At 65.9% G+C, this 14,052-nt stretch carries 11 protein-coding genes; 3 read left to right on the forward strand and 8 right to left on the reverse strand.

Annotated elements, in window-relative coordinates:
- Positions 1–147: 147 nt before the first annotated feature.
- From C380_RS02660 to C380_RS02690, 7 genes are all read right to left on the reverse strand, one after another.
- Positions 148–1,395, reverse strand: coding sequence for a phenylacetate--CoA ligase family protein (locus C380_RS02660; protein ID WP_015012346.1), 1,248 nt, complete (start codon positions 1,393–1,395; stop codon positions 148–150).
- 229 nt (positions 1,396–1,624) lie between these two features.
- Positions 1,625–2,437, reverse strand: coding sequence for an ABC transporter ATP-binding protein (locus C380_RS02665; protein ID WP_015012347.1), 813 nt, complete (start codon positions 2,435–2,437; stop codon positions 1,625–1,627).
- A 222-nt stretch (positions 2,438–2,659) separates the two neighbouring features.
- Complete coding sequence (locus C380_RS02670; RefSeq protein WP_015012348.1) at positions 2,660–3,988, reverse strand: ABC transporter substrate-binding protein; 1,329 nt, start codon at positions 3,986–3,988, stop codon at positions 2,660–2,662.
- Between the two features lie 126 nt (positions 3,989–4,114).
- Entirely contained in the window at positions 4,115–5,191 is a 1,077-nt protein-coding gene (locus tag C380_RS02675) for a branched-chain amino acid ABC transporter permease (RefSeq protein WP_015012349.1), read from the reverse strand.
- Between the two features lie 153 nt (positions 5,192–5,344).
- Positions 5,345–6,274 carry a branched-chain amino acid ABC transporter permease gene (locus C380_RS02680; protein ID WP_015012350.1) on the reverse strand — a complete coding sequence of 310 codons (930 nt, stop codon included), beginning with the start codon at positions 6,272–6,274 and terminating at the stop codon, positions 5,345–5,347.
- Positions 6,275–6,289: 15 nt separating this feature from the next.
- On the reverse strand, positions 6,290–7,075 hold the full coding sequence (locus C380_RS02685; protein WP_015012351.1) for an ABC transporter ATP-binding protein: 786 nt from the start codon (positions 7,073–7,075) through the stop codon (positions 6,290–6,292).
- A gap of 35 nt (positions 7,076–7,110) precedes the next feature.
- Positions 7,111–9,057, reverse strand: a complete 1,947-nt coding sequence (locus C380_RS02690; protein ID WP_015012352.1) for a long-chain fatty acid--CoA ligase — start codon at positions 9,055–9,057, stop codon at positions 7,111–7,113.
- A 181-nt stretch (positions 9,058–9,238) separates the two neighbouring features.
- Here C380_RS02690 and C380_RS02695 point away from each other — a divergent pair, with 181 nt between their 5' ends.
- Together C380_RS02695 and C380_RS02700 are read left to right on the forward strand one after the other, a co-directional pair.
- Positions 9,239–10,996, forward strand: coding sequence for an ExeA family protein (locus C380_RS02695; protein WP_015012353.1), 1,758 nt, complete (start codon positions 9,239–9,241; stop codon positions 10,994–10,996).
- A 5-nt stretch (positions 10,997–11,001) separates the two neighbouring features.
- Positions 11,002–11,799: a general secretion pathway protein GspB gene (locus C380_RS02700; protein ID WP_015012354.1), complete on the forward strand. Its 798-nt coding sequence runs from the start codon at positions 11,002–11,004 to the stop codon at positions 11,797–11,799.
- 134 nt (positions 11,800–11,933) lie between these two features.
- Here the strand turns inward: C380_RS02700 and C380_RS02705 are convergent, their stop codons facing one another.
- On the reverse strand, positions 11,934–13,145 hold the full coding sequence (locus C380_RS02705) for an ABC transporter substrate-binding protein (protein ID WP_015012355.1): 1,212 nt from the start codon (positions 13,143–13,145) through the stop codon (positions 11,934–11,936).
- 165 nt (positions 13,146–13,310) lie between these two features.
- Here C380_RS02705 and C380_RS02710 point away from each other — a divergent pair, with 165 nt between their 5' ends.
- Positions 13,311–14,036, forward strand: coding sequence for a Crp/Fnr family transcriptional regulator (locus tag C380_RS02710; RefSeq protein WP_015012356.1), 726 nt, complete (start codon positions 13,311–13,313; stop codon positions 14,034–14,036).
- Positions 14,037–14,052 lie beyond the last annotated feature (16 nt).

Raw genomic sequence — 14,052 nt, forward strand, 5'->3', positions numbered from 1 at the left:
ATCGATTGATGTGCACACACATCTTTTGCGTGCCGTACGCGCACTGCCCGTGCGCTCAGGCCTGCGCAGCGAGATTTTCAACAGGCGCCCAAGTCGCCTGCCAGTGCGCGCATGCGCACATTCAGGCGGGCGTAACTGCTGAAAGAGCTATTTGTAGCTGCGCGCGTCTTCGATCACCTTGCCATCGTTGGGCAGTGTGCCGGGGGGCACCATCTGCACCTCGCCGCGCAGCTTGGTCACTTCGCGGATCGCGTCGCTGAGCTGGTGGGCCAGGCCCTCGGCGGTCTCGGTGGTTTCGACCTGCAGCACCATCTGGTCGTTGGCCATTTCGCCGCTGACCACAAGCCGGGCGCGCTGAACCTGCGGAAAGCGACGCGCAATGGTGGCGATCTGCCCAGGGTGCACAAACATGCCGCGCACCTTGGTCGTCTGGTCGGCCCGGCCCATCCAGCCCTTGATGCGCGTATTGGTGCGACCGGTGGGGCACTGGCCGGGCAGCACGGCGGACAGGTCGCCGGTGCCAAAGCGGACCAGCGGGTAGTCGGGGTTGAGCGTGGTGATGACCAGCTCGCCCACTTCGCCCTCGGGCACCGGGTCACCGGTGCCGGGGCGCACGATCTCGACAATCACGCCTTCATCCAGCACAAGGCCTTCGCGTGCCGAGGTTTCATACGCAATCAGGCCCAGGTCTGCCGTGGCATAGCACTGGTAGCCCGCGATGCCGCGCTCGGCAAACCAGTCGCGCAGCGAGGGCGGAAACGCCTCGCCCGACACCAGCGCTTTGGTGACGGTGGGCAGGCCCACGCCCATCTCGGCGGCCTTCTCGACAATGATTTTCAGAAAGCTGGGCGTGCCGATGTAGCCCGCCGGTTTCAGCTCGGCCATGGCCTGCACCTGCTGCTCGGTCTGGCCGGTGCCGCCGGGGAACACGGTGCAGCCCAGAGCGTGAGCGCCGGTCTCCATCATCGAACCTGCAGGCACAAAGTGGTAGCTGAAGCTGTTGTGGATCAGCTCTCCGCTGCGAAAGCCCGCCGCGTGGATCGCGCGCGCCATGCGCCAGTAGTCACGCCGCGTGCCCTCGGGCTCGTAGATGGTGCCGGGGCTGGCGAACACGCGGGTCATGCCGGGTCCGAAGTTCAGCGCGCTGAAGCCGCCAAACACATTGGCAGCGCGGCCCGCCTGCTGCCGCTCCAGCAGCTCGTACTTGCGCGTGACGGGCAGTTGCGCCAGCGCCGCGCGGCTGGTGACGGCCGATGCATCCACGCCCGCCAGGATGCTGGCAAAGGCGGGCGACGTCTTCTGGGCATGGGCGATCTGCTGCGGCAGCGCCGCCATCAAGGCCGCTTCGCGCTCGGCGGGGCTGCGCGTTTCCAGGGCGTCATAGAACGTGCTCATGCCTGGGTTTCCTTGTGAGGTGGTGGTTTTGAATGAAATCGGCCTCTAGCGCTTATCCATAAAGCGCAAGCGGCTATGAAATTAAGAGTGAATTCGTCAGAGGTCAGAAAAAGAACACTGCACTGGCAGCCCGCGCTGCCGAAGGCCAGCGCCACCGCGCAAGGGCCGCCCCGCCGCGCTGGTGGCGTCCCCCTCGGGGGAAGGCGCCGAAGGCGACACAGGGGGGCTTTCAAGCAAGCCAGCGCTTGCGCCGCTTGTAGCTCTTTACGTCCTTGAAACTCTTGCGCTCGCCGCCGCCCACGCCCAGGTAGAACTCCTTGACGTCCTCGTTGTTGGCCAGGTCGCTGGCAGCGCCGTCCATCACCACGCGGCCACTTTCCATGATGTAGCCGTAGTCCGAATACTTCAGCGCCATGTTGGTGTTCTGCTCGGCCAGCAGGAAGGTGACCTTCTCCTTGGTGTTCAGGTCCTTCACGATGTTGAACACCTCCTCCACGATCTGCGGTGCCAAGCCCATGGAGGGCTCGTCCAGCAACACCATGCTGGGGTTGGCCATGAGTGCGCGGCCGATGGCGCACATCTGCTGCTCGCCGCCCGAGGTGTAGGCCGCCTGCGAGGTGCGGCGCGTCTTGAGGCGTGGAAAGTAGTTGTAGACCTTCTCCAGGTTGGCCGCGATCTCGGCCTTGCTGGTGCGGGTGTAGCTGCCCGTCATCAGGTTCTCTTCAATGGTCAGGTGGGCAAAGCAGTGACGTCCCTCCATCACCTGCACCACACCGCGCTGCACCAGGTCGGCGGGCGAGAGGTTCTCGATGCGCTCGCCACGCAGCTCGATGCTGCCCTTGGTCACCTCGCCCCGCTCACCCTGCAGCAGGTTGGAGATGGCGCGCAAGGTCGTCGTCTTGCCCGCCCCGTTGCCCCCCAGGATGGCCACGATGGAGCCTTCGCGCACCTGCAGCGAGACGCCCTTGAGCACCAGGATCACGTGGTTGTAGATGACTTCGATGCCGTTGACGTTGAGAACGATGTTGCTGTTGGAGTCCATGGTCTTGCCTTCCTGTACCAATCCAAAAGGCTGTGGGTCAACCCTTTGGATTGGCGGCTGCCAAAAAAAGCAACCGCTGTTCACTGGCCGTAAAAACTGTCGCGGCCTTAGCGAGGAACGCCGCGCAAGGGCCGCCCCGCCGCGCTGGCGTTGTCCCCCTTCCCGCAGCGCGAAGCGCTAAGAGAGAAGGGGGAAGCGGCAAAGCCGCTCAGGGGGATGTACTTAGCTCTGGCAGTCCGCTGCGTCGCGGCGCGTCATCTTCTTGTCGGCCAGGTACTTGTCCGCACCGGCCTTGACCATGGGCTTCAGGATCTGCTCGTCGGCCTGGTACCAGTCAGACGAGAAGTTCCACTTCTTGCCGTCCCAGGTGTGCACGCGCGCCCAGGTGGAGCCCATGTGGTCGGCGCAGCTGGTAGACAGGGGGCGCATCACGTCCTTGAAGCCCAGCGCATCGAGCTTCTTCTGGTCGAGGGCCAGGTTTTCCATGCCCCAGCGCACTTGCTCTCCGGTCATGACCTTGCCCTTGCCAAAACGCTCTTGCGCGCGGCGCACGGCTTCCACAGCCAGCATCTGGATGATCACGCCGCGGGTGTAAAGCACCGAGCCCACTTCGTCCTTGGGACCCGTGCCCTGGCCCTTGTCGTGCACGTGCTTCAGGATGTCCTGGATTACTTTGGACTGGGTGCCGTAGCCGTTCAGAGCCAGCGCGTTGTAGCCCTTAGCGCCTTCGCCCACGTCACGCACATCGGGCTCGGCACCGGCCCACCACACGCCATACATCTTGTCGCGGGGATAGCCAGTGGCCTGGGCTTCCTTCAGGGCGGTGGAGTTCATCACGCCCCAGCCCCACAGCAGCACATAGTCAGGGCGGCTCTGGCGCACTTGCAGCCAAGTGGCTTTCTGTTCCACACCGGGCGCGGTCACGGGCAGCATCTGCAGCTCAAAGCCGTGCATCTTGGCGCGCTCTTGCAGCACGGGGATGGGCTCCTTGCCGAAGGGGCTGTCGTGGTAGACCAGCGCAATCTTCTTGCCCTTGAGCTTGTCCAGGCCGCCATTGGCCTTGCCCAGGTGCTGGATCAGGATGTCAGCGCCCGTCCAGTAGCTGCCCATGAACGGGAAGTTCCACTTGAAGGCCTGACCGTCCTGCGCCACCGACAGGCCGTAGCCCAGCGTCATCAGCGGGATCTTGTCCACGGGGGCTTTTTCGGTCAGCGCAAACGTGATGCCGGTGGCCTGGGGGTCGAACAGCGAGACGCCGGGGCGGCTCTTCAGGCGCTCGTAGCACTCCACGCCACGGTCGGTGGCGTAGCCCGTTTCGCATTCTTCAAAAGTGAGCTTCACCCCATTGATGCCCCCGTCGCGGGCGTTGATCATCTTGATGTAGTCCTGCTTGCCGTTGGCCCATGGCACACCGTTCGGTGCGTAGGGGCCCGTGCGGTACGACAGCAGCGGGAAGAACTGCTCCTTGGCTTGTGCGAAGGCGCTCGTCGTGATGGACGAGGCACCGGCAGCAACCACCGCAGCGGCGATCACGATTTTCGAAAGCTTCATGGATGTCTCCTTTGGATGAATGTGTTGAAGCACGGGAAAAAACACGACAGACAGACAGTTAACGCGGCAATGCAACAGACTCGTATCGGGACTTGCGAGTAAGGGGTTTCCTGCAGCGCCGCTTGATCAGTGCGGGAAGGGCCACAGGCGCAGCTTCTGCTTGGCGGTGGACCAGAGCTTGGCCAGGCCATGGGGCTCGACGATGAGGAACCACACGATCAGCGCACCGAAGATCATCAGCTCGGCATGCGACACGCCCGCGGTGGACACCTCGATGCCAAACAGCCCCATGAAAGCCGGCAGGAACTGGTTGAGCACGATGGGCAACACCACGATGAAGGCCGCGCCAAAGAAGCCGCCCATGATCGAACCCAGCCCGCCGATGATCACCATGAACAGCAGGCGGAAGGACACTTCCACCGAGAACGCCGCAGGCTCCCAGGCGCCCAGGTGCACAAAGGCCCACAGCGCGCCGGCCATGCCCACAATGAAGGAGCTGACGGCAAACGCGCTGAGCTTGGCGTACATGGGGCGAATGCCGATGACGGCGGCGGCCACGTCCATGTCGCGGATGGCCATCCACTCGCGGCCAATCGCGCCGCGCACCAGGTTCTTGGCCAGCAGGGCCACCACCACCAGAATGGCCAGGCAGAACAGGTATTTGCTCGTGGCGCTTTCGATGGGCATGCCCAGCACCTGCAAGTTGGTGACCGACACCGAGCCCGAGTCGGAGTTGTTGGTGAACCACTTGATGCGCAGGAACATCCAGTCGCTGAAGAACTGCGCGGCCAGCGTGGCCACTGCCAGGTACAGGCCCTTGACGCGCAGGCTAGGCAGCCCGAACAGGATGCCGAAGAACGTGGCGCACAGGCCACCCAGGATGAGCGCCGGAATTAGCGGCATGCCCGGAAAGCGCACGAAGAAGTTGTAAGCGCCGTAAGCCCCCACGGCCATGAAGGCACCCGAGCCCAGCGAGATCTGCCCGCAGTAGCCCACCAGAATATTCACCCCCAAGGCTGCCAGCGCCATGATGACGAAGGGGATCAGGATGGCGCGGAAGATGTAGTCGCTGGCCAGCATGGGCACGGCGATGAAGGCGATGGCCAGGATGATGCCGATGGCAAGGCGGTCCTGCGCGATCGGGAAGATCTGCTGGTCGGCGCGGTAGCTGGTCTTGAACTGGCCGTTTTCGCGGTAGAGCATGGTGTGTCTCCTGTGTTCTTGTTGTTATGGGTTAAGTGCGATCAAGGATCTTTTGCACGGGGGCGCACCTGCGGTGCCACGCGGAGCCTGCGGCACCGCTGACAACGCGCTGCGCGCGTTGTGCCTCCTTCGAAAAATTATTGGTCTCGTATTTCATACGCGATCAATAATTTTTTCCCCAAACAAGCCTTGAGGCCTGAAGAGAAGGAACACCAGCGCCAGCACATACGCAAACCAGATCTCGATGCCCCCGCCCACATACGGGCCAAGGTACACCTCCGACAGCTTCTCGCCCACGCCGATGATGAGCCCGCCGATGATGGCGCCGGGCACCGAAGTCAGGCCGCCCAGGATCACCACCGGCAGCGCACGCAGCGCCACCGTAGTCAGCGAGAACTGCACGCCCAGCTTGCTGCCCCAGATCATTCCGGCCACCAGGGCCACGACACCCGCCACGCACCACACGATCACCCAGATGCGGTTGAGCGGAATGCCGATGGACTGGGCCGCCTGGTGGTCGTCGGCCACAGCGCGCAGGGCGCGGCCGGTGGAGGTCTTCTGGAAAAACACCGACAGCAGGGCCACCAGTGCAGCGGCGATGGCGGCGGCGATCACGTCTTCCTTGTTGATCAGGATGCCGCCCTGGAACATGGACTCCAGCGCAAAGATCGGGTCCTTGGGCATGCCCACGTCGATCTTGTAGATGTTGCTGCCGAACAGCGTCTGGCCCAGGCCTTCCATGAAGTAGGTGATGCCCAGCGTGGCCATGAGCAGCGTGGCGCCCTCCTGGTTCACCAGATGGCGCAGCACCAGCTTTTCAATCAGCCAGGCCACCACGAACATGATGGCGCCGGCAATTACAAAGGCGGCCAGGTTGGCCACGATGGGGTTCGTGATGCCGGTCCACTGCGGAATCCATTCGGCAAAGCGGGCCATGGCCAGGGCTGCGAACAGCACCATGGCGCCCTGCGCAAAGTTGAACACGCCCGAAGCCTTGTAGATCAGCACAAAGCCCAGCGCCACCAGCGAATACAGCATGCCGGCCATGAGGCCGCCGATCAGTGTTTCGAGAAAGAATGCCATGTTGTCGTCTCCTGATCAGTGCGAGGTGCCGAGGTAGGCACTGATCACGTCTTCGTTGCTGCGCACTTCGTCGGGCGTGCCGTCGCCGATCTTCTTGCCGTAGTCCAGCACCACCACGCGGTCGCTGATGTCCATCACCACGCCCATGTCGTGCTCGATGAGCACGATGGTGGTGCCGAACTCGTCGTTCACGTCCAGGATGAAGCGGCACATGTCCTGCTTCTCTTCCACGTTCATGCCGGCCATGGGTTCATCGAGCAGCAGCACCTGCGGCTCCATGGCCAGGGCCCGGCCCAGGTCCACGCGCTTTTGCAGGCCGTAGGGCAGCTGGCCCACGGGGGTCTTGCGGTAGGCCTGGATTTCGAGGAAGTCGATGATGTGTTCGACGTATTCGCGGTGGCGGATTTCCTCGCGCTCGGCCGGGCCGATGCGCAGCGCCTGCATCAGCAGGTTGCTTTTGATCTTGAGGTTGCGGCCGGTCATGATGTTGTCGATCACGCTCATGCCTTTGAACAACGCCAGGTTCTGGAAGGTGCGCGCCACGCCCATCTCGGCCACCTGGCGCGAGTTCATGTGGTCAAACGTCTTGCCCCGGAAGGTGATGGAGCCTTCGGACGGTGTGTACACGCCGTTGATGCAGTTGAGCATGGAGCTTTTGCCCGCACCATTGGGGCCGATGATGGCGCGGATCTCGTGCTCTTTCACATTGAAAGAGATGTCGGTGAGTGCCTTCACCCCGCCAAACCGGAGGCTGATGTTCTTGACGTCGAGGATGACGTCGCCGATCTTTTTGGTGGTCATGGTGGGGGGCTTCTCCAGCGGGTAGAGCGCGGGTTTCATGCGGCGGTCTTGACGGGGGTGAAGGTCTTGGCGTCCGAGATCTTGAGCGTGGCGCTCACGCTGCCGGTGCGGCCGTCCTCGAACTTGACCTGGGTCTCGATGTACTGCTCGGTGCGGCCTGCGTACAGCGCATCGACGAGCACGCCGTACTTCTCGGCAATGAAGCCCCGGCGGACCTTGTTGGTGCGGGTGAGTTCGCCGTCGTCAGCGTCCAGCTCCTTGTGCAGCACCAGGAAGCGGCTCACCTGGCTGCCAGCCAGCATGCTGTCGCCCGCCAGGTCGGCGTTCACCTTCTCGATGCATTCGCGGATCAGTTCGTACACCTCGGGCTTTTGCGCCAGGTCGGTGTAGCCGGCGTAGGGCAGGTTGCGGCGCTCGGCCCAGTTGCCCACGGCGTCAAAGTCGATGTTGACCATCACGCACACCTTCTCGCGCTTGTCGCCCAGGGCTACCACTTCCTTGATGTGCGGGAAGAACTTGAGCTTGTTCTCCACATACTTGGGCGCAAACATGGCACCGTCGTTGGCACCGCCCATGATGCGGCCCACGTCCTTGACGCGGTCGATGATCTTGAGGTGGCCGTGCGCATCCAGAAAGCCTGCGTCGCTGGTGTGGTACCAGCCGTCGGCCGTCAGCACCTCGGCCGTGGCGGCGGGGTTCTTGTAGTACTCCTTGAGGAGCCCGGCCGACTTGACCATGATCTCGCCGTTGTCGGCCACCTTGATCTGCACGCCACGAATCGGCACGCCCACCGTGTCGGCGCGGGCCTGGTTGTCGGGCTGCAGGCACACGAACACAGCGGTTTCGGTGGAGCCGTAGAGCTGTTTGAGGTTGATGCCGATGGAGCGGTAGAAGGTGAACAGGTCCGGGCCAATGGCCTCGCCCGCCGTGTAGGCCACCCGCACGCGGCTGAAACCCAGGTTGTTGCGCAGCGGGCCGTACACCAGCACATTGCCCAGCGCGTACTTGATGCGGTCCAGCGTCCCCACGGGCTCGCCGTCCATCAGGGCTGGGCCCACGCGCTTGGCCACGCGCATGCAGGCCTCGAACATCTTGCGCTTCAAGGCGCCTGCGTCTTCCATGCGGATCATCACGCTGGTGAGCAGGCCTTCAAAAATGCGCGGCGGCGCAAAGTAGTAGGTGGGGCCTACTTCCTTGAGGTCGATGGTCACGGTGCTGGCCGACTCGGGGCAGTTGACCACGTAGCCGCAAGCCAGCCACTGGGCGTAGCTGAAGATGTTCTGGCCGATCCAGGCGGGTGGCAGGTAGGCCAGCACTTCTTCGCTGCTGGTGAGCTTGTCAAATTCGGCGCCCGCGCTGGCGCGGTCCAGCAACGTGCTGTGGGTGTGCACCACGCCCTTGGGGTTGCCCGTGGTGCCCGAGGTGAAGAACATCGCGGCCACGTCGCCGGGCTGGGCCTTGGCCACCTCGGCCTTGAACCAGCCGGGGTTCTTTGCCGCAAAGGCCTTGCCGGACTCGATCAGGGCGTCCAGCGAGGCCAGGCCGGGCTCCGAGTAGTTGCGCAGGCCGCGCGGGTCGTCAAAGTAGATGTTGGAAATCTGCGGGCACTGCTCGCGGATTTCGAGCAGCTTGTCCACCTGCTCCTGATCTTCCACCAGGCAAAAGCGCACCTCGGCGTTGTTCAGCGGGAAGATGCATTCGGCTGCCACCGCGTCCTGGTACAGCGGCACGGGGATGGCACCCAGCGACTGCGCGGCCAGCATGGTGGCGTACAGGCGGGGGCGGTTGGCTCCCACCACCACCATGTGCTCGTGGCGCTTCAGGCCCGCCAGGTGCAGGCCGGCGGCCACCTGTTCCACCAGGCGCACCAGGTCTGCCCAGCTGTGGGTTTGCCAGATGCCATATTCTTTTTCGCGCAGGGCCGGGGCCTCGGGGCGCTCGGCGGCGTGCTTGAGCAGCAGTTGCGGGAACGTGGTCAACATTGCAGGTTCCTGAAAGTGAGAAGGTGTCAGCCCGGTGACTGCCGGGCGCGCAAGCTTGTGATTGCGCGATGGGGGAATGCTAGGACCCACTTTGACGCCATCTTGTCTTGCCGACGACAATTTAGGGGTAACTCCCGGGTGGGTAAAACCCTGCCCACGGGCGGGCGGTATCCTCCGGGGCATGTACGCCCCGTTCTTCGGCCTTCAGCACCCGCCGTTCTCCATTGCCCCTGACCCCCGCTACCTGTTCATGAGCGAGCGGCACCGCGAGGCGCTGGCGCACCTGCTGTACGGCCTGGATGCGGGCGGCGGTTTTGTGCTGCTGACGGGCGAGGTGGGTGCGGGCAAGACCACGGTCTGCCGCTGCTTTCTGGAGCAGATCCCGTCGCACTGCAACGTGGCCTACATCTTCAACCCCAAGCTCACGGTGGGCGAGCTGCTGCGGTCCATTTGCGACGAATTTGGCGTGCCGCACCAGCCCTCGGTGGCCGGGGTGGAAACGGTCAAGGATTACATCGACCCGCTCAATGCCTCGCTGCTTGCGGCGCATGGCGCCGGGCGCAACACGGTGCTGATCATTGACGAGGCGCAGAACCTGTCGGCCGACGTGCTGGAGCAGCTGCGCCTCTTGACCAACCTGGAAACCAGCGAACGCAAGCTGCTGCAGATCATCCTCATCGGCCAGCCCGAGCTGCGCACCATGGTGGCCAGCCCCGCGCTGGAGCAACTGGCGCAGCGCGTGATTGCGCGCTTTCACCTCGATGCGCTGAGCGCGCAGGAGACCCAGCAATACATCGCCCACCGCCTGGCCGTGGCAGGCCTGCAAGGGCCGCTGCCCTTCAGCCGCAGCGCCCTGCGACGGGTGCATGCGCTGTCGCGCGGCATTCCCCGGCGCATCAACCTGCTGTGCGACCGGGCGCTGCTGGGCGCCTACGCGGCCGGGGTGCGCGAAGTCAGTGCCCGCATCGTCCAGCGTGCGGCGGCTGAGGTGTTTGATGCACCCGCGTCGGCCGCTGCTGCACGCAGCGCCCGGGGCCAGTGGCCCCGCTGGGCGGTGGCGGGCCTGGGCGTGGCGGCGGGTGCCGCGCTGGTGGCGGGCGGCTGGGCCCTGGGGGCCTGGCCGCAATGGTCTCGGCAGGGCGTCGTGTCATCCACCGCGCCTGCGGGCGCCACGGCCAGCAAAACATCTGCCAGCGCGCCATTCAGCGCCCCACCCCGCAGTGCTGCCAGCGCGGCAGTAGTTACAACGCCCACGGCGCCTGCGGCAGGGGCTTCGGCCCCGCGCGTCGCGGCGCCGGTGGCCATGTCGGACCTGCAGCAGTTTGTGGCCGCACTGCCCGCCAGCGACACCGCCGCCTGGCAGGCGCTGGCATCGGCCTGGGGCGCCAGCGTGGCCGATGGCGCCGATGCCTGCGCCGCATTGCCGCGCGACGGCCTGCGTTGCTACCGCAACCGCCGCGCGGGCCTGAACCTGGTGCGGCAGATTGACCGCCCGGTGCTGCTCACGCTGTTCCCGTCTGAAGAGGGCGATGTGGCGGTGTCGGCCGTGCTGCGCCGTCTGGACGGCGACATGGCCACGCTCGAAGGCGCGGGCCGCACGGTGCGTGTGCCCGTGGCCGAGCTGGCGCAGGTGTGGCGCGGCGACATGGCCACGCTGTGGCGCACGCCGCCCGACATGCCCGACAAGGGCGACCTGGCGGAGACCCCCGCCGGCGCCGCCTGGCTGGACCAGCAGCTGGCGACGGCTGCGGCCGGTGGCTCGCGCGCTGGCGCACCGGTGGCGGGCCGTGCGGCCACGCCGGCCCAGCGCCAGGCACGCATCCAGCGCTTCCAGCTGGCCCAGGGGGTGACCCCGGACGGCCGGGCGGGGCCCTTGACCCTCATGTTGCTCAACCGTGTCAACGGCGTGAGCGAACCGCGCTTGCGCACCGGAGGCTGAACCCAGTGTCTTACATCCTTGATGCGCTGCGGCGCGCAGAAGCTGAGCGCGGCCGTGGCGCCGTGCCCGGCATCCATACCCCGGCGGTGCCCGTGCCGGGTGCCATGCCGGTGGCCGGGCGGTCGGCCATCAGCCCGGTGCTGGTGGCTGTGGCGGTGGCTGCTGTGGCCGCCGTGGCGGCCGGCGGCACCTGGTGGTTCTTGCAGCGGCCGGTGCCTGCGGGCGCCGTCGTGGTGGCTGCAGCGCCTGCTACCCCTGCTGTAGTGACACCGGCCATGCCTGCGGTGGCGCCCTCAGCGCCAGCGGCTACCGTAGCCACGCCGGAACCGGCCCCTGCCGCTGCGCCAGCGGTGACGCCCCCTCCGGCACCAGCGCCCCGCGCGGCGGCACCGCAGCGGGAGCGGCCCGCGCCCAGCTCCTCCGTGGCGCCGCGCTCTCCCACCGCAGACCCCGAGCGGCCGCGCCCTGCTGCGCCCGCCCCGCGCGAGCGCACGCCCGCCGCGCCCGCGCCGCGTGCCGCAGATTTAGCAGCGGCCAATCCCGCTCCTGCCGCAGCCCCGGCCGCCACGGGCACCGTGTTTGCGCAGGCGGATCTGCCCGAGGCCGTGCGGGCACAGCTGCCGTCACTCAAGATTTCTGGGGTCACCTATTCCAGCAACCCGTTGTACCGCATGGCCATCGTCAACGGCCAGGTGTTGCACGAGGGCGACCCGGCCGGGCCGGGCCTGCTGCTGGAGAAGATCGAGCCCGGCCGCACCATCTGGTCGTTCAAGGGCTACCGGTACGGGCTGGTGTCGCAATAGCAGCAATTTGGGTGAAATCGGCCGGTAGCGCTAGTGCAATATGCGCTGATAGCTATCTGATTTATAGCAATTGCATGGGCGGCCCCGCCGCAGCGCGCCCCTGTCATCAGCGTGCCACCGGCGGGCCCTTCGGGCTATCGCAAGAACCGCCCATCGCGTCCCACCAGCGTGAGTTCGACAAAGCGCGAGGCGTTGCGGTCCGGGGTGCTGGCGCTGATCTCGAACCCGCCCAGGTCCCACTTTTTCAGGTTCCAGGTGGCGTCGATGAAGGCTGCGCGGGTGGGGTTGCGGCCTGCGCGCTGCAAGGCCTCGGCAAACACGCGGGCGTTGATGTAGCCCTCCAGCGCCAGATGCGAAGGCTCGGCCGTGGCGCCCGAGGCCTTCCAGGCGGCCTGGAACTCGCGCACCACGGGCATCACCACGTTGGAGGGCAGGGGCACCACCTGCGAAATCGCCATGCCCGTGGCGTCCGCACCCAGGGCCTTGACGGTGGCCGGGGTGCCCATGACCGACAGCGCATACAGCGTCACGCCCCGCTTGAGCGCGCGGAACGCCTTCACAAACTCCAGCGTGGGCTTGCCTGCGAGGCCAATCACGATGGCCTCCAGGTTGCCGCCCGCCAGCTTGGCGGCGGCGCTGCCCGCGTCCGAGGCATTGTTCTCGACTGTCACCGTGACGGCCTCGGGCAGCTTGAGCCGGTCCATCGACTGCTTGGCGGCGTTGAACACCTCTTTGCCGAACGAGTTGTTCTGGTAGACGATGCCAATGCGCTGGATGCCGATGGTGGACAGGTGCTGCACCAGCTTCTCGGCCTCGTCGGCATAGCTGGCGCGGATGTTGAACACGTTGCGGGCGTTCTTGGTGCGGCTGAGCTGCGCGCCGGTGAAGGGCGCAAAAAACGGGATGCCGCTCTCGATCACCTTGGGCAGCATGGCGTCGATCATGGGCGTGCCCATGCAGTTGAACAGCGCAAAGTACCCAGGGTCGGCCAGAAACTGCTCCACATTGGCCAGCGCCTTGGGCACGTCGTAGGTGTCGTCCTGGGTGACAAGTTCAATGGCCTTGCCGTGCACGCCGCCGCGCGCGTTGATGCCCGCAAACGCGGCCTTGGCGCCCTGGTGCATGGCCGAGCCCAGATCGCCCAGCGGGCCAGTGAGGGCGGTGGACTGCGCGATCTTGATCGCGCCTTCCTGCGCGCGGGCTGCGCCGCTCCAGCCCAGCCCGGGCAGGCCCACGGCCGCTGCGGTGGCGGCTGCGGCGGCCAGCACCTGGCGGCGGGCCAGGGGGCGCGGCGTGGTGGGCGTGGGGTGGAGGGGGCGTGCGGTGGTGGAAGATGGTTGGGTCATGGTGCTTGTCTCCTCGGGGCGCCCTCCGTAGGTGGCAGGGGCGCGAGGCGACATCATCCCGTCACGATTGGCATTTTTTTGTCGGTCTGACGACAATTGGGGTCGTGGTATTCCCGCATGCCCAGGCGGCTGCGGGGCGCCCTTTTTCGTGAGAACCTTTGCGCCATGGACCCACGCACCCACCAGGACTTGTCGCTGCACCAGCGGCGCCGTTCGCCCACGCCGCAGGAGCTGGAAGGCATTCCCTGGCTCCCCCTGCTGCTGCCCGCCGAGCGGGAGCGCGCGGTGGCCTCCCTGCTGGTGGGGGATGCCAAACCGGGCGACTATGTGTGCCGCGTCGGGCGCCCGGTGACCTACTGGTTTGGGGTGGTGGAGGGCCTGCTCAAGATGAGCACCGACAACGCCCAGGGGCAGACCATGACTTATGCAGGCCTGCCGCCCGGCGGCTGGTTTGGCGAGGGCACGACCATCAAGCGCGAGCCCTACCGCTACAACATCCAGGCCCTGCGCAAGAGCGTGGTGGCGGGGCTGCCCATCGACAGCTTTCACTGGCTGCTGGACCACTCCATCGGCTTCAACCGGTTCGTGATGAACCAGCTGAACGAGCGCCTGGGCCAGTTCATCGCCGCCCGCGAAATCGACCGCCTGAACAACCCCGATGTGCGCGTGGCGCGCAGTCTCGCCTCGCTGTTCAACCCGGTGCTGTACCCGGGCGTGGGCGAGGTGCTGCGCATCACGCAGCAGGAACTGGCCTATTTGGTGGGACTGTCACGCCAGAGGGTGAACGAGGCGCTGTCCGCGCTGGAGGCGCAAGGGGCCATTCGTGTGGAGTACGGCGGCCTGCGCGTGCTGGACCTGGCCGCGCTGCGGTCCAGCGTGACCGCCCCCTGAGGCGCTGTGCGCTTGC

This window comes from Acidovorax sp. KKS102, from assembly GCF_000302535.1.
GTDB lineage: Bacteria > Pseudomonadota > Gammaproteobacteria > Burkholderiales > Burkholderiaceae_C > Acidovorax.